This is a genomic window from Pseudomonas sp. NPDC078416 (assembly GCF_050268485.1).
Taxonomy (GTDB): Bacteria; Pseudomonadota; Gammaproteobacteria; order Pseudomonadales; family Pseudomonadaceae; genus Aquipseudomonas.
Genome location: NZ_JBNNGV010000014.1, coordinates 63,967 through 83,625, shown reverse-complemented (window position 1 = coordinate 83,625; position 19,659 = coordinate 63,967). Strand labels below are relative to the sequence as shown.

At 59.3% G+C, this 19,659-nt stretch carries 22 protein-coding genes; 12 read left to right on the top strand and 10 right to left on the bottom strand.

Translation table 11 applies throughout. From position 1 onward, the window contains the following. Nucleotides 1-13: 13 nt before the first annotated feature. Nucleotides 14-1,519, bottom strand: coding sequence for a choline-sulfatase (gene betC, locus ACQKEN_RS14560; RefSeq protein WP_427686454.1), 1,506 nt, complete (start codon nucleotides 1,517-1,519; stop codon nucleotides 14-16). A 114-nt stretch (nucleotides 1,520-1,633) separates the two neighbouring features. Here betC and ACQKEN_RS14555 point away from each other — a divergent pair, with 114 nt between their 5' ends. Both ACQKEN_RS14555 and ACQKEN_RS14550 read left to right on the top strand, forming a co-directional pair. Next, nucleotides 1,634-2,584, top strand: a complete 951-nt coding sequence (locus ACQKEN_RS14555; protein ID WP_427686452.1) for a choline sulfate utilization transcriptional regulator — start codon at nucleotides 1,634-1,636, stop codon at nucleotides 2,582-2,584. A 437-nt stretch (nucleotides 2,585-3,021) separates the two neighbouring features. Further along, nucleotides 3,022-3,945, top strand: coding sequence for a hypothetical protein (locus ACQKEN_RS14550; RefSeq protein WP_427686450.1), 924 nt, complete (start codon nucleotides 3,022-3,024; stop codon nucleotides 3,943-3,945). 157 nt (nucleotides 3,946-4,102) lie between these two features. Here ACQKEN_RS14550 and ACQKEN_RS14545 read toward each other — a convergent pair whose 3' ends face one another. From ACQKEN_RS14545 to trpB, 3 genes are all read right to left on the bottom strand, one after another. Continuing rightward, nucleotides 4,103-4,612, bottom strand: a complete 510-nt coding sequence (locus tag ACQKEN_RS14545) for an anti-virulence regulator CigR family protein (protein WP_427686448.1) — start codon at nucleotides 4,610-4,612, stop codon at nucleotides 4,103-4,105. A 76-nt stretch (nucleotides 4,613-4,688) separates the two neighbouring features. Next, entirely contained in the window at nucleotides 4,689-5,549 is an 861-nt protein-coding gene (trpA, locus tag ACQKEN_RS14540) for a tryptophan synthase subunit alpha (protein WP_427686446.1), read from the bottom strand. Beyond that, nucleotides 5,549-6,781: a tryptophan synthase subunit beta gene (trpB, locus tag ACQKEN_RS14535; protein ID WP_122534289.1), complete on the bottom strand. Its 1,233-nt coding sequence runs from the start codon at nucleotides 6,779-6,781 to the stop codon at nucleotides 5,549-5,551. Before trpB ends, trpA begins: the two co-directional genes overlap by 1 nt. A gap of 120 nt (nucleotides 6,782-6,901) precedes the next feature. On the opposite strand from trpB, the gene ACQKEN_RS14530 reads away from it, so the two are divergent. Continuing rightward, on the top strand, nucleotides 6,902-7,801 hold the full coding sequence (locus ACQKEN_RS14530; RefSeq protein WP_427686444.1) for a LysR family transcriptional regulator: 900 nt from the start codon (nucleotides 6,902-6,904) through the stop codon (nucleotides 7,799-7,801). Here the strand turns inward: ACQKEN_RS14530 and ACQKEN_RS14525 are convergent, their stop codons facing one another. Further along, a complete protein-coding gene (locus ACQKEN_RS14525; protein WP_037017008.1) occupies nucleotides 7,802-8,125 on the bottom strand; it encodes a DUF883 family protein in 324 nt (107 codons plus the stop codon). It abuts the gene before it with no gap. Between the two features lie 182 nt (nucleotides 8,126-8,307). Between ACQKEN_RS14525 and ACQKEN_RS14520 the strand changes: the two genes are divergently transcribed. Continuing rightward, nucleotides 8,308-8,523, top strand: coding sequence for a dodecin (locus ACQKEN_RS14520; RefSeq protein WP_074886200.1), 216 nt, complete (start codon nucleotides 8,308-8,310; stop codon nucleotides 8,521-8,523). Nucleotides 8,524-8,684: 161 nt separating this feature from the next. Next, a complete protein-coding gene (locus tag ACQKEN_RS14515; protein WP_122623653.1) occupies nucleotides 8,685-8,909 on the top strand; it encodes a DUF1161 domain-containing protein in 225 nt (74 codons plus the stop codon). Between the two features lie 86 nt (nucleotides 8,910-8,995). Here ACQKEN_RS14515 and ACQKEN_RS14510 read toward each other — a convergent pair whose 3' ends face one another. Beyond that, nucleotides 8,996-9,997 carry an LLM class flavin-dependent oxidoreductase gene (locus ACQKEN_RS14510; RefSeq protein ID WP_427686441.1) on the bottom strand — a complete coding sequence of 334 codons (1,002 nt, stop codon included), beginning with the start codon at nucleotides 9,995-9,997 and terminating at the stop codon, nucleotides 8,996-8,998. 283 nt (nucleotides 9,998-10,280) lie between these two features. Between ACQKEN_RS14510 and ACQKEN_RS14505 the strand changes: the two genes are divergently transcribed. Further along, entirely contained in the window at nucleotides 10,281-10,712 is a 432-nt protein-coding gene (locus tag ACQKEN_RS14505; RefSeq protein ID WP_037017022.1) for an OsmC family protein, read from the top strand. A gap of 131 nt (nucleotides 10,713-10,843) precedes the next feature. Next, nucleotides 10,844-11,077 carry a DUF1161 domain-containing protein gene (locus ACQKEN_RS14500; protein WP_427686439.1) on the top strand — a complete coding sequence of 78 codons (234 nt, stop codon included), beginning with the start codon at nucleotides 10,844-10,846 and terminating at the stop codon, nucleotides 11,075-11,077. A gap of 75 nt (nucleotides 11,078-11,152) precedes the next feature. Here ACQKEN_RS14500 and ACQKEN_RS14495 read toward each other — a convergent pair whose 3' ends face one another. Next, the gene (locus tag ACQKEN_RS14495) at nucleotides 11,153-11,569 is read right to left on the bottom strand and encodes a hypothetical protein (RefSeq protein WP_427686437.1); all 417 of its coding nucleotides are present in this window, start codon (nucleotides 11,567-11,569) and stop codon (nucleotides 11,153-11,155) included. Between the two features lie 108 nt (nucleotides 11,570-11,677). On the opposite strand from ACQKEN_RS14495, the gene ACQKEN_RS14490 reads away from it, so the two are divergent. After that, nucleotides 11,678-12,751: an aminopeptidase gene (locus ACQKEN_RS14490; protein WP_427686435.1), complete on the top strand. Its 1,074-nt coding sequence runs from the start codon at nucleotides 11,678-11,680 to the stop codon at nucleotides 12,749-12,751. Between the two features lie 134 nt (nucleotides 12,752-12,885). Here ACQKEN_RS14490 and ACQKEN_RS14485 read toward each other — a convergent pair whose 3' ends face one another. Then, the gene (locus ACQKEN_RS14485) at nucleotides 12,886-13,536 is read right to left on the bottom strand and encodes an HAD family hydrolase (RefSeq protein WP_427686434.1); all 651 of its coding nucleotides are present in this window, start codon (nucleotides 13,534-13,536) and stop codon (nucleotides 12,886-12,888) included. 8 nt (nucleotides 13,537-13,544) lie between these two features. Further along, the gene (locus tag ACQKEN_RS14480) at nucleotides 13,545-14,093 is read right to left on the bottom strand and encodes a gamma carbonic anhydrase family protein (protein ID WP_427686432.1); all 549 of its coding nucleotides are present in this window, start codon (nucleotides 14,091-14,093) and stop codon (nucleotides 13,545-13,547) included. A gap of 90 nt (nucleotides 14,094-14,183) precedes the next feature. On the opposite strand from ACQKEN_RS14480, the gene prlC reads away from it, so the two are divergent. After that, entirely contained in the window at nucleotides 14,184-16,235 is a 2,052-nt protein-coding gene (gene prlC / locus ACQKEN_RS14475) for an oligopeptidase A (RefSeq protein ID WP_427686430.1), read from the top strand. Next, nucleotides 16,232-16,519 carry a YheV family putative zinc ribbon protein gene (locus ACQKEN_RS14470; RefSeq protein WP_427686429.1) on the top strand — a complete coding sequence of 96 codons (288 nt, stop codon included), beginning with the start codon at nucleotides 16,232-16,234 and terminating at the stop codon, nucleotides 16,517-16,519. Before prlC ends, ACQKEN_RS14470 begins: the two co-directional genes overlap by 4 nt. 127 nt (nucleotides 16,520-16,646) lie before the next feature. Here the strand turns inward: ACQKEN_RS14470 and ACQKEN_RS14465 are convergent, their stop codons facing one another. Then, a complete protein-coding gene (locus ACQKEN_RS14465) occupies nucleotides 16,647-17,324 on the bottom strand; it encodes a dual specificity protein phosphatase family protein (RefSeq protein ID WP_427686427.1) in 678 nt (225 codons plus the stop codon). Between the two features lie 193 nt (nucleotides 17,325-17,517). Here ACQKEN_RS14465 and ACQKEN_RS14460 point away from each other — a divergent pair, with 193 nt between their 5' ends. Beyond that, complete coding sequence (locus tag ACQKEN_RS14460) at nucleotides 17,518-18,576, top strand: PA0069 family radical SAM protein (RefSeq protein WP_427686425.1); 1,059 nt, start codon at nucleotides 17,518-17,520, stop codon at nucleotides 18,574-18,576. 290 nt (nucleotides 18,577-18,866) lie between these two features. After that, nucleotides 18,867-19,532, top strand: coding sequence for a carbonic anhydrase (locus ACQKEN_RS14455; RefSeq protein ID WP_427686506.1), 666 nt, complete (start codon nucleotides 18,867-18,869; stop codon nucleotides 19,530-19,532). Nucleotides 19,533-19,659 lie beyond the last annotated feature (127 nt).

The following is a 19,659-nucleotide window of genomic DNA, read 5'->3' as shown; positions in this document are numbered from 1 at the left end:
GTGTTGGCAGGGTTCAAGGTTGCGGATAACGGGCCTTGCGCTCCAGGTCGTCGAGATCGATATGGTTGCGCATGTACTGCTGACTGGCGTCGACCAGCGGCTGGTGATCCCAACTCTTCAGCTTGCCGATGGCCAGCGACTCGGCGACGAAACGCCGGCGCCGCTGACTGGCGAGCACCTGGTGGTGTATCGCCGGAATGTCCCACTTGGCCTTTGCTTCGGCCAGGAACGCAGCGAACAGGTCGCGATGAGCCTCGGATCGACTCAGCTCTTCCTGCTCCTTCGGATCGTTGCCCACGTCATACAGCAGACAGGGGTCCCGTTCCGAATAAATGAATTTGTACGCGCCGCGACGAATCATCATCAGCGGACTGTTGGTGCCCTCGGCCATGTACTCGCCAAAGACCTCGTCGTGACCGCCCTCGCCTTGAAGGTGCGGCAACAGTGAGCGGCCATCGAGCGGTAAGCCGGGGTCCAGGTGACCGTCAGCCAACGCCACAAACGTCGGCAACAAGTCAGCTGTCGAGACTGCGGCCTGCACACGACCTGCCTTGAACTGCCCCGGAGCGTACACCAGCAATGGCACCCGCGCAGACATCTCGAACCAGTGCATCTTGTACCAGAGCCCCCGTTCACCCAGCATGTCGCCATGGTCGCCGGAGAACACGATGATGGTGTCGTCAGCCAGGCCGGTTTCCTCCAGGGTTTTCAGCAGTTTCCCGACGTTGTCATCAATGTAGCTGCAGGCACCGAAATAGGCGCGGCGCGCATCGCGAATCTTGTGCTCGGGCAGCGGCTTGTCCCACAGGTCATAGACCTTCAGCAGGCGCTGGGAATGCGGGTCCAGTTCGGACTGGGCCAACGGCGCGTGGGGCATCGGGATTTCTTCGTCGCTGTACAGATTCCAATAAGACTTGGGAATGGTGTACGGATCGTGGGGATGGGTCATCGACACCGTCAGGCAAAACGGCTGATCGCCGTCTTCGCGCACATGATCGAACAGATACTGCTGCGCCTTGAACACCACTTCTTCGTCGAAATCGAGCTGATTGGTGCGCACGCAAGGCCCGGCTTGCAGCACCGATGACATGTTGTGGTACCAGGTCGGGCGCACGTCCGGTTCGTCCCAGTTCACCGCCCAACCGTAGTCAGCCGGATAGATGTCGCTGGTCAGGCGCTCTTCGTAGCCGTGCAATTGGTCGGGGCCGCAGAAATGCATCTTGCCGGACAGCGCCGTGCGATAGCCGAGACGACGCAGGTAGTGGGCGTAGGTCGGCACATCAGCCGGGAAGTCGGCAGCGTTGTCGTAGGCGCCGATCTTGCTCGGCAGCTGCCCGCTGACCAGCGTGAAACGCGACGGTGCGCACAGCGGACTGTTGCAATAGGCAGCATCAAACACCACACCTTCAGAGGCGAGGCGACTCAAGTGGGGCATCTTGATGGGAGAAGAGGCATAGATCGGCAACATGGGCGCGGCCATCTGATCGGCCATGATGAAAAGAATGTTCTTGCGCTTCATGTCTTGGCGGCATCCCATAGTCATTATTTATGCGAAAGTGCTCCGACCGAGGATGGTACCCATGCCATCTGAGGTAAAGCCCATGAGAGGCAATGCCTAGGATAAGTGCAGCTTATGTTTGAAGCCCTTGGTGTCATGTCCCTGGATTTGCTTCGCGGCTTCGAGGCTGCCGCACGGTTGCGCAGTTTTACCGCTGCCGCCATCGAGCTTGGCACTACTCAGCCTGCCATCAGCCAGCAAATCAAGCGACTGGAAGAGCAACTGGCGACGCGGCTTTTTGATCGCATTTATCGCGGCATCGAGCTGACGGACGCCGGGCTGATTCTCTTCGATCACGTCCAGACCGGGCTGGAGTCGATGGACGCCGGCCTCACTGCAATCACCGAGCAGCATCAGCATGAGGTGCTGCAAGTGGCGACCGACTTCGCCTTCGCTGCCTATTGGCTGATGCCGCGCCTTTACCGTTTCCACCAGGACAACCCCGACGTCGACGTCAGCCTGGTCACCAGCGAACGCAGTCACAGCATGCTGCGGGCGGATATCGATGTGGCCGTGTTGTTCGGCGACGGTCGATTCAAGCAGGGAGAAAGCCACTGGTTATTCAGTGAGGAAGTGTTCCCGGTCTGCAGTCCACAATTGCTGAAGGGGCGCGACCTGCCCTTGCCCACCGATGCGCTGAAAGACTTCGCGCTCCTGCACCTTCGTGGCGAAGGCGGCAACAACTGGTTTGATTGGGGTGGCGTGTTCCGCGCCCTGAATATTCCCCAGGCACCCGCGCCGGGGCAGCTGAGATTCGATAACTACACGTTGCTGATTCAGGCGGCGATCGGCGGCCAGGGTGTGGCCATCGGCTGGCGACACCTGGTGGATGATTTGCTGGAGCAGGGTTTGTTGTGCCGCCCGATCGAAGCCAGCGCCGTCTCCGGATACGGCTATTACATCGTCCTGCCGCAACGCAAGCGCCGGGTGCAGATCGTGCAGCGGTTCGTAGACTGGTTAAGAAGTGAACAGGCGTTGAGCGGCGATTTGTTGAAGGGCAAGGCGCTGCCGTCGATTGCGGTTTAAAGGCTTTATCAGAAATATATCGGCACCGGTCTGGTGGCGGATCAATGCGGCGCCGTTGGCGTTCCAAAATTAATTTCATTCCAGAAGATTCCTACAGACTTGTCGGACTCGGTGAAGTTTACAACTGCAGTCACTTAAGATTATTTCCTACATAAAACTTGGGTATGGCAATCGAGATTACTGCATCGAATTTTCCCAAAGCTAATTGCCATGTAGGAGTTTCACCATGCGGATCCGCCTTACAAAGATTCTATTAAATGCAAAGGTGATAGCGACTTGGCGATGGCTTGGAGAGCGTTTGAACAGAAGGTTTATTTTCTTCTGCCTTAACGTATGCAGGGTGCTTTTAATCTTATACCTTGTGATTTTCCTGTTCGGATATTACAGCTTTAGATGGTTTGTTTAATCAGCAGACACTTAACATATTGGAGTATAAAATGCCGACACCTTTAACAAAGTCCACGCTGGACGCATTAAAAATTTTGCTTCGCTACGAATCCTCCGGTGTCATGTATGACGCACTAGAGCAGTTGGGATACAACTATTCAGCTCTGGCACGAGGCATGATGGATAAAAGTTCTCCATCAGGATCAGCGGCAGTTAATTTTCTAAGGCTTACTGCGCAGCGTGAGGGTAGGCCACTTCCGGACCATATGGTCCGCGACGTCTACGACCGCATGGCTCAAGGCTATCTGGATGCGCTATACGCCCAGTACAACGGCCAAGGAGTGGTCAATAGAGATATAAACCATCGGGAGGCATGGGACTTTCACAACAAGGTATTTACAGCTTCCGGATTGTCCACGGATGCCTGGACGCTGAATTCAGTTTTCATGGTCATGGCGAACGATGAAGTCAGGGAGCGATATTGGACTGAAATTCTTAAGTCTGCAGGTGACCCGGTCGCAGAAGCTTTGATTATGATCAAGACGGAGACCTTTATGGCAACTGCTTCAGTCATCGGCAATCCGGATATGAAGGCTGTTGCGGAGAACTGGCGATCGCGAGTGGATGCAGCGTCAACAATTGCAGCTGTTGGAAACGGTGCGACCGGTATGATCGCTGATCGAATCGGAAATCTGTTTAACGATATTACCAATAGCATTTTGGGGCCCGTTCCAGCCGGTACGGTCATACCGACCTGGACACCCGCACCCGCAGCAACTCCACTACCCGTGCCAAATGCCGCTACTACGCCCCCGCCCCCAATACCTGCGCCTCCGCGAGTACCAGTCCAACCGGTACGTAAGCCTCGCAGGCGGCCACGCCTTCCCCCGCCGACGACCCATAGGGGCCATCCCGGGAGTGGATATGAGCAAACCGGTGGAGGGGGGCGTGGGCCAGTTTTCTGGCTAGAGTGATATGACTAACTACTGATCCTTATTTGAGCGCGCTTGATCACGAAAGGCGGTGAGTCATCGCGATTTGCACTGCTGACACAACGCATTCGCGGGCAAGCGCGCTCCTACAGATTTGCGTCCATCTCACGTGCATGGGCGGACGCGATACAGAGGGGCCTTAGTTCAGCACGCCATCCAGGATTTCATAGACGATCCCGCTACCGATTGCGATCAGCACAATGTCCGGGCCCAGGCGGCGCCATTCGTAGCCATCGTATTGCGGCAGGTATTGCAGCGAGCGTTGGTCCAGTCGACGGCCATAACCGCGTGGCAGCGGGTGGCCTTTGACGATATGCACGCCAGGGGGCAGCGGCTGACCGCGACCGATGATTTCCCGGTGCTCGGTAATGGTCCGGCGCACGTCGCCGAAATCAGCTGGAGGATGGCCGCCACGCTGATTGTTGCCACGGTTATCGGCGCGCGGGTCGTTGCGATGGTCGTTGCCGTTGTTATTCCCGTTGCCATTGCCGCGATCGCCCTGCGGCCCACCTTGCGGGCCATGGTCCTGATGCTGACCCGGGCCGTTGTCATCGCCGCCGCGTTGATCGGGTGGTGCAGCCTGAACCAGCGCGCTGGCGCTGAGCATCAACACGCCCAACCCGGCGATCAAACGATTCGAGACTTTCATGTAGCGCGCTCCTGAGCAAAATACGGGCAGCAAAAAGGGGTTCAGGACGTGGTCCTGAACCCCTTCGCTGTACCGCTTAGTGTGTTGCCAGAGACCGAGATTCCTCTGTATCAGAAACTTTACCTTCGGCTACGCGGGCTTTACGCACACCTTCCGAAAGCTGCGAGCACAGTCCGAGTACACCACTGACCGCTTGCTCAGGCGAAGACGCGCTGGCGATCTGGTCGATCAATGCCGAGCCGACGACAACGCCGTCGGCCACACGCGCGATGGCTGCGGCCTGGTCAGCCGTACGAATCCCGAAGCCGACACTGATCGGCAGATCGGTATGGCGGCGCAGGCGTTGCACGGCATCTTTAACGTGATCAATCGTTGCGGAGCCTGCACCCGTCACGCCTGCTACCGACACGTAGTAAACGAAGCCGGAACTGCCATTGAGCACTGTAGGCAAGCGAACGTCGTCGGTGGTCGGCGTCGTCAGACGGATGAAGTCCAGACCGGCGTCCTGCGCAGGGTCGCACAGCTCGACGTTGTGCTCTGGCGGCAGGTCCACCACGATCAGGCCGTCCACACCCGATGAATGCGCTTCAGAAACAAAGCGGTCAATGCCGTAATTGTGGATCGGGTTGTAATAACCCATCAGCACCAGCGGTGTTGTGCTGTCTCCTTCACGGAATTCGCGAACCATCTGCAGGGTTTTTGCCAGGTTTTGCTTGGCATTAAGAGCGCGGATGTTGGCCAGTTGAATCGCCGGGCCGTCGGCCATCGGGTCAGTGAACGGCATACCCAGTTCGATGACATCGGCACCTGCCTCAGGCAGCCCCTTGAGGATCGCCAGCGAGGTGTCGTAGCCCGGATCGCCTGCCGTGATGAAGGTCACCAGGGCTGCGCGATTTTGTTCTTTCAGTTCGGCAAAACGCGTTTGCAGGCGGCTCATCAGTGTTTCTCCTGCTGGGACAGATCCAGGTGGTGCATCACGGTTTGCATGTCCTTGTCGCCACGACCGGACAGGTTGACCACCATCAGGTGATCCTTCGGCAGATTTGGCGCTCGTTTGAACACTTCAGCCAGAGCGTGAGCGGTTTCCAGCGCCGGGATGATGCCTTCGAGACGGCAGCAGCGGTGGAATGCATCCAGCGCCTCATCATCGGTGACGGAGGTGTATTCGACCCGGCCAACGTCGTGCAACCAAGCGTGCTCAGGACCAATGCCTGGATAGTCGAGGCCGGCTGAAATCGAGTGGGCGTCGGTGATCTGGCCATCGTCGTCCTGCAGCAGGAAGGTACGGTTGCCATGCAGCACGCCCGGAACACCGCCGTTCAGGCTGGCGGCATGTTTGCCGGTCTCGATGCCGTGACCCGCGGCTTCCACCCCAATGATGCGCACACTCGTATCGTCGAGGAACGGGTAAAACAGGCCCATGGCATTGGAGCCACCGCCGATGCACGCCACCAGACTGTCCGGCAGACGACCTTCGTGCTCCTGCATCTGCACGCGGGTTTCCTTGCCGATGACGGCCTGGAAATCGCGGACCATCGCCGGGTAAGGATGCGGGCCGGCGACGGTGCCGATCAGATAGAAGGTGCTGTCGACATTGGTGACCCAGTCACGCAGCGCCTCATTCATGGCGTCTTTCAGCGTGCCGGTACCGGAGACCACCGGAATGATCGTGGCGCCCAGCAGCTTCATGCGAAACACGTTGGCTTGCTGACGTTCGATGTCAGTGGTGCCCATGTAGATGACGCACTCCAAGCCAAAGCGTGCCGCCACGGTAGCGGTGGCAACGCCGTGCATGCCGGCGCCGGTCTCGGCGATGATGCGTTTTTTGCCCATGCGCCGCGCCAGCAGGATCTGGCCGATGCAGTTGTTGATCTTGTGCGCGCCGGTGTGGTTGAGCTCTTCGCGCTTCAGGTAAATCTTCGCGCCGCCACAGTACTCGGTCAGGCGCTCGGCAAAATAAAGCGGGTTTGGACGGCCCACATAATCGCGTTGAAAGTAGGCGATATCGTTCAGGAATGATGGATCTGTCTTCGCGATCTCGTACTCGCGGTTCAGATCAAGAATCAGCGGCATCAGCGTTTCAGCGACGTAACGGCCGCCGAACCCGCCGAACATGCCGCGGTCGTCCGGGCCGCTGCTGTAGGCATTCTGCGTCTGAGTCTGGGTCATGTGGACCTCCGGGGATGCGAATAAGATGAGCCGTCAGGCAGTGATCACACTCTAACCAGCGCCAGCGACGATGAAAACCGATAAGATCGGCACAACCTGTCAGGAAAACTCACATATCTCATGAGCCGAGACCTCCCGCCTCTCAACGCATTGCGTGCCTTTGAAGCCACCGCCCGGCTGAACAGTGTCAGCCAGGCGGCTGAGCAATTGCACGTGACTCACGGTGCCGTGAGCCGCCAGCTGAAAGTGCTGGAGGAACACTTGGGTGTGAGCCTGTTCAGCAAAGATGGACGTGGCTTGAAACTCACAGATGCAGGCATTCGGTTGCGGGATGCGAGTGCCGAAGCATTTGATCGTCTGCGCGGTGTCTGTGCCGAGCTTAGCCAGGGCAGCGCAGATGCGCCGTTCGTATTGGGCTGTTCTGGAAGCCTTTTGGCACGCTGGTTCATTCCAAGGCTGGGGCGCCTTAACGCGGATCTTCCCGACCTGCGCCTCCACCTCTCGGCAGGAGAAGGCGATCTTGACCCACGACGCCCGGGCCTGGACGCGCTGCTGATTTTCGCTGAACCGCCGTGGCCTTCGGACATGCAGGTCTTCGAGCTTGCCAGCGAGCGCATCGGGCCGGTGCTGAGTCCACGATTCGCGAGGTTTGAAGAACTGCGGCACGCACCCGCACAGGCCCTTGTAGGCGAGCCGTTGCTGCAGACCACATCGCGGCTGCAAGCCTGGCCGGCATGGGCGATGCAAAACGGCATCGAGCCCGACGCACTGAGCTACGGACAGGGTTTCGAGCATTTGTATTATTTACTGGAAGCGGCCGTCGCTGGCTTGGGAGTGGCGATCGCACCGGAGCCGTTGGTCGCTGACGACTTGAAAGCCGGACGCCTGGCTGCGCCATGGGGTTTCAGCGAAACCCCTGCGCAGCTGGCGGTATGGGTACCAAAGCGCGCCGCAGATGGACGCGCTCAGCACCTGGCTCGATGGCTCAAGCAGGAACTCGAGCGATCGGGGCGGGCTTGATCAGCCGCGCTTGCACAGCAGGTAAGCGGCCAGCAGGCCGATTGCGCCAACAGCGACGCCTGCGGTGGTCCAAGGGTGCTCTTGGGCGTAGTCACGGGTCGCAACGCTGGTTTCGCGGGTTTTGACTTTGACGTCTTCATAGACATCGCTCAACAGGCTGCGCGAATGGCTCAGCGCGCTCTCAGCGTTGGCTTTCAGGTTTTTCAGGGTCTTGCGCGACTCGTCGGAAGCATCTGACTTCAAGCCTTCCAGCGACTTGAGCAGACTTTCGATCTCGGCTTCCATGCTTTGCAACGACGCTTTACGGGATGACGTGAATGCCATGATTTAACTCTCCTGCTGTGATGAGTGGCGTGTGTTGTTTCCGACTACAGGGTTTCGAGAAAGTGCAGTGCGTGATGCGAAGTACCGTTTCTTCTGAACTTTTAGGCCGCATTTCGGCACAGAGATAGTGAACACAATCACTGCGGCGCTGCCACCGCGCAACACCTTTCAGGAGAACTGCCATGTCTGATCATCACACCTACAAAATGCTGGAGCTGGTCGGGTCATCGACCGTGGGCACCGACGACGCGATCCAGAACGCTATTGCACAAGCTGCCAAGTCCGTGAAACTCATGGAATGGTTCGAAGTGCTGGAAACCCGCGGCCACATCGAAGACGGCAAAGTCGGCCACTTCCAGGTGACCATCAAGGTCGGTTTCCGTATCGACAACAGCTGAGTCGCTGAACTTTTGAAGTGGCCGAGTGCCACAACCTTCGCTATACATACCGCGCAGTCGTGACTCCCACCAAGGTTCATGACGCAGGTTCATGTAGTCAGGCCGCCCGATTGGAGCGGCCTTGTTGATCCTAAAATTGCGCCTGACGAGGGGATGTACCGATGAAAAAAGTTCTGTTGGCCATAGGCTTGTTGAGCATTGCGGGCACTACGATGGCTGCTGGCAAATCGTGCGATGACGTGAAGGCCGATATCGACGCGAAGATCAAAGCCAAAGGCGTTTCTTCCTACACGCTGGAAGCTGTTGAAAAAGGCAGCTCGGCGGACGGCAAAGTCGTCGGCACCTGCGAAGGCGGCAGCATGGAAATCGTTTACAAGCGCGGCTGATACCGGCGCGCTGATACAAAAAAACCGACGCATCTGGCGTCGGTTTTTTTGTTTATGGCGGACCGGTTTCAGCGCGTGGCCCTGAATCAGCCCCTTGCTGCCTGCGCCAGGATCTCGTAGGAGCGCAGGCGGTCAGCGTGTTCGTACATGTCGCAGGTGAAGATCAGCTCGTCTGCGTCGGTCTGTTCAAGGAGCACGTCCAGCTTCGCGCGAATTTTCTCCGGGCCACCGACGACTGCCAGCCCCAGGAAATCCATCACCGCGTCGCGCTCATGGGGCAGCCACAGGCCATTCATGCTCTCGACGGGCGGCTTCTGCATCAGACTCTGCCCACGCATCAGACTCAGGATGCGTTGGTACACCGACGTCACCAGGTACTCGGCTTGCTCGTCGGTCTCTGCGGCGGCCAGCGGGACGCCGAGCATCACGTAGGGCTTGTCGAGCACCTCGGAAGGCTTGAAGTGGCTGCGGTAGACGCGAATCGCTTCGTGCATGAAACGCGGCGCAAAGTGCGACGCGAATGCATACGGCAGGCCCCGCTCACCGGCCAGCTGTGCACTGAACAGGCTCGAACCCAGCAGCCAGATTGGCACGTTGGTATTGGTGCCGGGCACAGCGAGAACGCGCTGATGGGGCTGACGCGGCCCCAGGTAGTTGGCCAGCTCAGTCACATCATCGGGGAAATCATCGGAACTGCCGGAGCGCTCGCGGCGCAGGGCGCGGGCGGTCATCTGATCAGAACCCGGCGCGCGGCCGAGGCCCAGGTCGATACGCCCGGGGAACAAGCTTTCCAGCGTGCCGAACTGCTCGGCAATCACCAGTGGCGCGTGGTTGGGCAGCATGATCCCGCCCGATCCGACGCGAATGGTCGAGGTGCCACCGGCCAGATAGGCAAGCAGAACAGACGTTGCTGAACTGGCGATGCCGTCCATATTGTGGTGCTCGGCCACCCAGAAACGGTTGTAGCCCCATTTCTCGACGTGTTGCGCCAGATCCAGCGCATTACGCAGTGATTCCGCCGGGCCTTTGTCTTCGCGGACGGGCACCAGATCGAGCGTGGAAATCTTCACATCAGCTAATCGTTTCATAGGCCGTTGTTGATCCTCTTGGGCTTGAATCGGCGCATCCGTCGGGGACATCACGCGAGCAAACCGGCATTAAGACTAAATATTTGCGTTAAGCCATAGGATAAGGGCGGATTTGAGAGTTGCAATGGGCAATGCGAAATTTCCTACTAATTTGGTCGGATTTAACGTTGCGCCGTCTGCAAAAAAGCACACGCGGCATAAGCGTTGAACTAACTCCCGCCTACACTCCTCAGAACTTTGGTCCGCGTGCGAGCGAAATCGCACTTTTTCATGAGGAGACACCATGAGCATCGTCAAGAAAGCATCCGCCCACTGGGAAGGTGACCTGAAGTCGGGTATCGGCAGCATCTCTACTGAAACCGGCGTCCTCCGTGAGGCGCCGTACGGCTTCAAGGCCCGTTTCGAAGGCGGCAAGGGGACTAACCCGGAAGAACTGATCGGCGCAGCCCACGCTGGCTGCTTCTCGATGGCACTGTCGATGATCCTCGGCAATGCAAACCTGAAAGCCGACAGCATCGACACCACCGCTGACGTCACCCTGGATCAAGTCGATGGCGGTTTCGCGATCACCGCAGTGCACCTGACACTGAAAGCCAAGATCCCTGGCGCAACCCAGGAACAGTTCGAGAAGCTGACCAACGATGCGAAGGAAGGCTGCCCGGTTTCGAAAGTGCTGAACGCCAAGATCACGCTCGATGCCACGCTCGTGAGCTGATTCGCGTTACTGTTGCACTCGATGGCCCGCAATTGCGGGCCATCTTCGTTATGGACGCGCCAGAACCGGCGTGCGCCCCCACGGTCACATGCAAGGCCGATGCGTATCGCACGGTGTCGAAGGAGTCGATCATGAAACGTATCGCCGCAATCCTGATTCTCGGAGCGCTGAGCACCAGCGCTTTCGCTGCACCCAAGCCATGTGAAGAGCTGAAAGCTGAAATCGAAACGAAGATTCAGGCTCAGAGCGTCAGCTCATATACGTTGGAGATCGTGGCCAATAAAGACGTCACCGACCAGAGCATGGTCGTCGGTACTTGCGAAAACGACACGAAAAAAATCATCTACCAGAATAACGGTCGTTAATCCGGGCGTGAGCTGAAGTATTTCGTAGGCTGTGTGTAAGCCATCTCGTGTGCGCGGCGAGGCCGAGATAATGCGTCACGGGATACAGAAGATGTCACCCTCCTCCGCGAGCACGTTGCGTTGCTCGTCCCGCAACTGCGCGTCGATGCTGTTGGTGATATTGCGCACATCCAGACGATAGCGGCGGCCGGCCTCGAAGCGGTCGTAGTTGATCGTGACGTAGCAGGTCCGCTCGTTGTAAATGTCCATCGACAAGCCCATCGCGCCGGGCGCGTAATCGTAGTCATACCGCACTTCGAGCTTGTGTTTGCCCGGCGTCACCTGAAAGAAGCGACCGTCGTAGGTGCGCACGCCGTCGAGCTTGTCGGCCATCAGGGTTTTGCCGGTGAACGTATGCAGGTCGACCCACGCCTGCTGGGGATCAACCGCAGGCAGCGGTCCCGCGCATCCGGCCAGAAGACTCAGGGCAACGAGGGACAGAGGCAAGCGCATGATGAACTCCGCAGTAGGGCAAATGGCTATGATGGTTGCGTCAGAGGCGGGCTGTCCGGCATAACGCTGATGTTTGCACTTCATGAATATCGACGTTAAGGCTGCTGCATGATTCGATCGAAAAAAGTCTGGCTGCAACGTGGCTTGCCGATGCTGGCGACTTTACTCCTCGGCGGCTGTTCCAGTCTTTCCTATTACTCACAGTTGGCCAGCGGCCAAATGGCCCTGTTGCGCGCGCGGGAGCCGGTTACCGACGTCATCGCAGACCCGAATCGCGACCCTAAGCTGCGCGATCATCTGCGCAAATCACAGCAGGCCCGTGCGTTTGCGACCGAGCATCTGCATCTGCCGGACAACCGCAGCTACCGCCTTTACGCCGACATCCATCGCTCGTTTGTCGTCTGGAACGTGTTCGCGACGGGCGAATTCTCCCTCGATCCTGTCACTCATTGCTTCCCCGTCGCCGGGTGCGTGGCCTATCGCGGCTATTACGCCCAGGGCGCGGCGCGCGGGGATGCGGCTGTGCAGAAGCTCGAGGGCAAAGACGTATATGTGAGCGGCGTGGAGGCGTACTCGACACTTGGCTGGTTCGATGACCCGATCATCAGCTCGATGATGAACTGGGGCGATGAGCGACTTGCCACGCTGATCTTCCATGAGCTGGCGCACCAGCGGTTTTACGTGAAGGACGACAGCGAATTCAACGAGTCCTATGCCAGCTTTGTGGAGCAGGAAGGCACACGTCAGTGGCGCGCGGCGCGTGGTTTGCCTGCCGAAGGTGGGTCATCGGAAGCGCAGCGACGCGACCAGCTCACCCAACTGGCCCTCGACACCCGAACTCGGCTGAAAGCGCTGTATGCGGAGCCGCTGAGTCCGCAGGTGATGCGTGAGCGCAAGGCCGCTGAGTTCGAGCGTCTGCGCAGCGAGTATCGACAGTTGCGTGACAGCCAGTGGGGTGGCGACAAGCGCTTCGACGGCTGGGTGTATGCACCGATGAACAACGCACGCCTGCTGCCCATTGGTCTCTACGATCAGTGGGTACCGGCGTTTGAAGCGTTGTTCAGGCAGGCCAACGGCGATTGGTCTGCATTCTATTCGGCGGTGGAAAAGCTGGGCAAGTTGCCTAAGGATGATCGCAAAACGGCGTTGGAGCGGCTCGGCCAGAAAACTTCAGCGGAATGATCGTTCCCCCGCTCCGCGTGGGAATGCCGCCCTAGACGCTCCGCGTCCAGCCCTGAGGTGACGCGGAGCGTCCCGGGTTTCATTACCACGCAGAGCGTGGGAACGATCAGCGCGCTCCTACAGATTGAGTGCTCTCAGCTTTTGAGAAACGCCCGGTGCAGCGCGCTCACCGAATCAAAATGATACGTCGGCGCCTCGGCCTCCAGTTCCTCGCGACTGCCGAACCCGTACCCCACCGCCGCCACGTCCAACCCGTTGCGCTTGCCGCCAATCAGATCGTGTTTACGGTCCCCGATCATCAGCGTCTGTTTCGGGTCGAGCTGCTCCTCGTCCAGCAAGTGCCGAATCAGCTCGACCTTGTCAGTGCGGGTGCCGTCCAGCTCGCTGCCGTAGATCAGCTTGAAATGGCGCGCGAAATCGAAATGCCTGGCGATTTCATGGGCGAACACCCAGGGCTTGGATGTCGCGATGAACAGCGTGCGGCCCTGATCCGAGAGCGTGTCCAGCAGTTCGAAAATGCCGTCGAACACCAGATTTTCGTAAAGGCCCGTGACCTTGAAGCGCTCGCGGTAAAAGCCCACCGCTTCCCAGGCCTTCGCTTCGTCGAAGTCGTAGGCGCCCATGAATTGCTGCAACAGCGGTGGCCCGATGAAGTGCTCGAGCCGGGTGATGTCGGGTTCGTCGATGCCCAGTTTGCTCAAGGCAAACTGGATGGACCGGGTGATGCCTTCGCGCGGATCGGTCAGGGTGCCGTCCAGGTCGAACAGAATATTCTGGTAATGCATGTGTGCTCTCAGCAGGGTTTGTCGAAGCCTTCGGCCAGGTGCTGGTCTTTCAACTTCACGTAATTGGTCGCGCTGTAGGGGAAGAACGCGATCTCTTTTTCGGTCAGCGGGCGCATCTGCTTCACCGGACGCCCTACGTAGAGAAACCCGCTCTCCAGGCGCTTGCCGGGCGGCACCAGACTGCCCGCGCCGATGATCACCTCGTCCTCCACCACCGCGCCATCCATGATCGTGGTGCCCATGCCGATCAGAATGCGATTGCCGACGGTACAGCCGTGCAGCATGACCATGTGGCCGATGGTCACCTCATCGCCGATCAACAGCGGGAAACCGTCCGGGTTGAAAGGGCCGGCGTGGGTGATGTGCAGCACACTGCCGTCCTGCACGCTGGTGCGCGCGCCGATGCGGATGCGATGCATGTCGCCTCGAATGACCGTCAGCGGCCAGACCGAACTGTCGGCGCCGATTTCGACATCGCCGATCACTACTGCCGAATGATCGACAAACGCCCGCTCGCCAAGGGCCGGGGTGTGGTTCTGGAACGTGCGAATGGCCACGATAGGCTCCTTCTCTGGCGCCGATAGCTGCGGTCGGCGCCGATTCTAATTAAGATGCGTGGGTGTTTCTTTTAGCCAAGGTGCCAAACCGTGAGCGCGAACAACCCTCTGTTGCAATCCTACGACCTGCCACCTTTCTCGGCGATTCGCGCCGAGCATGTAAAACCTGCCATCGAACAGATTCTCGCCGACAACCGCGCCGCGATTGCCGACATCCTCGCCAAGCAAGGTTCGCAGCCTACGTGGGCTGGCCTGGTGCTGGCGATGGACGAACTCAATGATCGCCTGGGCGCCGCCTGGAGCCCGGTCAGTCACCTGAACGCCGTGTGCAACAGCCCGGAACTGCGCGAAGCCTACGAGTCTTGCCTGCCAGCCCTGAGCGCTTACTCGACCGAAATGGGCCAGAACCGCGCGCTGTTCCAGGCCTTCGAAGCCTTGGCCAACAGCCCGGAAGCCGCGAATTTCGACGTCGCACAGAAGACTATTCTCGAACAATCGCTGCGCGACTTCCGTTTGTCGGGCATCGACCTGCCGCCGGAACAGCAAAAACGCTACGCCGAAGTGCAGAGCAAGCTGTCCGAGCTGGGCAGCCAGTTCTCTAACCAGTTGCTCGATGCGACTCAGGCCTGGAGCAAGCACGTCACGGACGAAGCGGCCCTCGCCGGCCTGACCGATTCGGCCAAGGCGCAAATGGCGGCCGCTGCCCAGGCGAAAGACCTGGAAGGCTACCTGATCACGCTCGAGTTCCCGAGCTATTACGCTGTCATGACCTACGCCGAAGACCGTGCGCTGCGTGAGGAAGTCTACGCGGCGTATTGCACCCGCGCGTCTGACCAGGGTCCGAACGCTGGCAAAAACGATAACGGCCCGATCATGGAACAGATTCTCGATCTGCGTCAGGAACTGGCCAAACTGCTGGGTTTCGCTAGCTTCTCCGAGTTGAGCCTGGCCACCAAAATGGCCGAGTCCAGCGATCACGTTCTCAGCTTCCTCCGTGATCTGGCCAAGCGCAGCAAGCCGTTTGCTGTTCAGGACCTGCAGCAATTGAAAGCCTATGCCGCCGAACAGGGCTGCCCGGACCTGCAAAGCTGGGACAGCGGTTTCTATGGCGAGAAGCTGCGCGAACAGCGCTACAGCGTTTCCCAGGAAGCCCTGCGCGCCTACTTCCCCGTCGACAAAGTGCTGACCGGCCTGTTCGCGATCGTACAAAAACTGTACGGCATCGAAATCGCCGAACAGAAAGGCTTCGATACCTGGCACCCGGACGTTCGCCTGTTCGAAATCAAGGAAAACGGCCAGCACGTCGGCCGCTTCTTCTTTGATCTCTACGCCCGCGCCAACAAGCGTGGCGGTGCGTGGATGGACGGCGCCCGCGATCGTCGTCGCACCGCTGAAGGCACGCTGCAAAGCCCGGTGGCCAATCTGGTCTGTAACTTTACCCCGGCGGTCAGCGGCAAGCCTGCGCTGCTTACCCACGATGAAGTCACCACCCTGTTCCACGAGTTTGGCCATGGCCTGCACCACCTGCTGACCCGCGTCGAACACGCGGGCGCGTCGGGCATCAATGGTGTGGCGTGGGATGCGGTCGAGCTGCCAAGCCAGTTCATGGAAAACTGGTGCTGGGAGCCGGAAGGCCTGGCGCTGATCTCAGGTCATTACGAAACCGGCGAGCCGCTGCCTCAGGACCTGCTTGAGAAAATGCTGGCCGCCAAGAATTTCCAGTCGGGGCTGATGATGGTCCGCCAACTGGAATTCTCTCTGTTCGACTTCGAATTGCACGCCACCCATGGCGACGGCCGCACCACGCTGCAAGTGCTCGAGGGCGTGCGTGACGAGGTGTCGGTGATGCGTCCACCTGCGTACAACCGGTTCCCGAACAGCTTCGCGCACATCTTTGCCGGCGGTTATGCGGCTGGCTACTACAGTTACAAGTGGGCCGAAGTCCTGTCTGCCGATGCGTTCTCGAAGTTCGAGGAAGAGGGCGTATTCAACGAGCAGACCGGCCGTGCGTTCCGTGAGGCCATTCTGGCGCGGGGCGGGTCCCAGGCGCCGATGGTGCTGTTCGTCGACTTCCGCGGACGCGAACCGTCGATTGACGCACTCTTGCGCCATTCAGGCTTGAGTGAGGAAGCGGCAGCATGACCGAAACACCGCAGGTGATTACCAAGAAGCGCTTCATCGCCGGGGCGGTCTGCCCGGCGTGCAGCGAGCCTGACAAGTTGATGATGTGGAGCGAAGACGACGTGCCGCACCGTCATTGCGTGCACTGCGGATATTCCGACACCCTCAATGCGCAGGGGCAATCGATCCCGAAAGAACTCGGCACGCGGGTGAACAAGCCTGTGGTGAAGCCGGCCGATCCCAAGGTGCAGGGCGTGCAGTTTTTCCCGAATCCGAAGCTTAAGAAGCCGGTTGATCCAAGCTGATATCGCTGCATCCCAGTGGGACCGGCTTTAGCCGGGAAGAGGCCAGTGCGAGCACCTCATTTTTGTGGTGTCAGGGCTGACGTCTTCCCGGCTAAAGCCGGTCCCACAATGTGCGCACTGTCCGACTTCACAACCGCCACAAGATTGTCTGCACCCCCATCACATCGGTTTTCTCAAACCAACCCTTGACCGAGCACCGGGCAAATACGCTGGTGCTGCACGCACCGCTGTCCATCGCCGACTTCAGCGCCGCCACATCGACATTATTGATGTAGGCAATCCCGCGCTTGAGACTGTCTTCGTCGCCATAACCGCCGTGCTCCATCTCATCCAGTGCTGCCTGTTTGCTCCAGCCCTGGGCGACTATGCGGTACATCGCTGCCACCAGACCGGTCCGGTCCAGGCCGTGCTTGCAATGAATCAGCACCGGCCCGTTTTGCTGAGCGGCCTGGATGGCGCGTAGGCTTTCGATCACATCGGCGTCGTCGATGTGCACCACCTGCAGGGGAATCTGCACTTGCACAACGGAGGCGTCGGACAGCCATTTGCTGTCACTTTCCTTAAGGAAGTTGATCACTGTGTGCACGCCAAGCTGCTGCAGAAGCGGTTGCGCTGCAGCGTCCGGCTGATGACTGCGGTAAAGCGTCGGCGTGATCTGGTAAAGGTTGTAGTGCGGGTCGACAAGTTGCGCCCATTGCGCCGGGCGTGACGATTGTGCCGGTGACACATCCTCGGCGTGAGCGAGAGGAGCAGATGACACGGCCAGCAGCAGGATGAGTTGAGCAGCGAGCGGGCGAAGGCGCATGGAAGACGTACCGTGGAGACCAGCTATTTTCGACGGGCCAAGTTTTCGCTGCCCAGGGTCAAGGCGCTGTGAGGCGCATGTCAAAAGTTGGTGAAAGCCGTTGATCGGTGCCGGGATGTTTTTGCGGGTCTGCGCGTGAAGGGCTTGAGCGTTTCGCGATACTGTATGCATAACCAGTTAGCGAGAAGCCGTCATGTCCATCCACTTGCCTCCACGCGGGCGCGGCACCGCGACCAACCCGCATAACCGCTTTGCGCCCAACCGATCCGTGGCCGAAGACGACGGCTGGTATCAGGAAGTACCGCTGACCCAAGGCACCACCGTCACGCTGGAAACCGCCAAGAGCATCATTGCGCGCAACTCGTCGCCCGATATCCCTTTCGACCGCTCGATCAATCCCTACCGGGGATGCGAGCACGGTTGTATTTATTGCTACGCCAGACCGAGCCACGCCTATTGGGACATGTCGCCGGGGCTGGACTTCGAGACCAAATTGATCGCCAAAACCAATGCTGCCGCTCTGCTCGAGCAGCAGCTATCCAAGCCAGGCTACAGCGTTGCGCCAATCACCCTGGGCGCGAACACTGATCCGTATCAGCCCATCGAGCGCGAATACGCATTGAGCCGGGCGACGCTGGAAGTGCTGCTGCGCTATCGCCATCCGGTGACGATCATCACCAAGGGCTCGCTGATTCTCCGGGATCTGGATCTGCTGGCCGAGCTGGCAAAGCTGCGGCTGGTGTCGGTGTTCATCAGCCTCACGACGCTGGACGACGAGCTCAAGCGCATCCTTGAACCCCGGGCTGCGGCACCCAAGGCCAGGCTGCGGGCGATACGGGTGTTGCGCGATGCCGGCGTGCCGGTGGGCGTTTTGCTGGCGCCGATGATTCCGATGATCAATGACATGGAGCTGGAGAAGCTGATGGCCGAGGCCAAGGCCGCCGGCGCCTTGAGTGCCAGCTACGTGATGCTGCGCCTGCCGCTGGAGGTTGCCCCGTTGTTCGAAGAGTGGCTCCAGGCGCATTATCCGCAAAGGGCCGAGCACGTGATGAGCCTGGTACGACAGAGCCGCGGCGGTGAGGTGTACGACAGCCGCTTTGGCTCGCGGATGCGCGGTGAGGGGGTGTTCGCTGAACTGCTGGCGCAGCGTTACAGCCTCGCCATCAAGAAGCACGGCTTGAACCGGCGGGAAAGTTTTCAGCTGGACTGCAGCGCCTTTTGCCCGCCCGGCGGTCAGATGTCGCTGTTGTGACTCGGGTGGCGTCTTACAGCGCGAGCTTGCGATTTAGATTTTCTAACGCAAGACCCGCGATCTAGAGCCACGCATTCAGTTTCAATTAAGTTTGCGTCGCTAAGGTGAGTCGGAAGTGACCGATTGGTCTTGTAGGAAAGAGTCGCACGAAGACCAAACAAAGTGGGTCATCCACGGGATTCGCCGGAAAATTCACTTTAATCCGTCAGAGAGGATGAAACATGAGTGACCAGGATAAGCAGCCTCAGGCTGCAACGACAGGCGTAACGCCCCAGGTGGAAACCGCCGAAATGGCGCTCAAGCACATCGTTGATGGCTTCAAGCATTTCCGCCATGACGTCTTCCCTCAGCAGGAAGAATTGTTCAAGAAACTCGCCACCGCCCAACATCCCCGGGCCATGTTCATCACCTGCGCCGACTCGCGCATCGTCCCGGAACTCATCACCCAAAGCTCGCCAGGCGACCTGTTCGTTACCCGTAACGTGGGCAACGTCGTTCCGCCTTATGGCCCAATGAATGGCGGCGTTTCAACCGCGATTGAATACGCCGTCCTGGCCTTGGGCGTGCAGCACATCATCGTGTGTGGCCACTCCGATTGCGGGGCCATGCGCGCCGTTCTCAACCCAGACACCCTGGAAAAAATGCCGACGGTCAAAGCCTGGCTGCGCCACGCCGAGGTTGCCAAGACCGTTGTGCAGGACAACTGCAATTGCACCGGCGAGCACGAAACCATGCACGTGCTCACCGAAGAAAACGTCATTGCGCAGCTGCAACACCTGCGCACGCACCCCTCCGTGGCGTCCAAGCTGGCCAGCGGTCAACTGTTCATCCATGGCTGGGTCTACGACATCGAAACCAGCGAGATCCGCGCCTACGATGCTGAGCAGGACTGCTTCCTGCCGCTGGATGGCGACCATCCGGTGCCGATGGCGTCGATCCCCCGCGGTCGATATTGATCGCCGGCTGACCCGCTGCGCCTGAGCGCAGCGGCGTCGGCCCTGACGCTTCCACCCTCATACAAGCTCGTAGCGGCCGCGTTCAGCGCGTGCCGCCGGGCGTTGTCACGTCTGAATTACGGAGAGT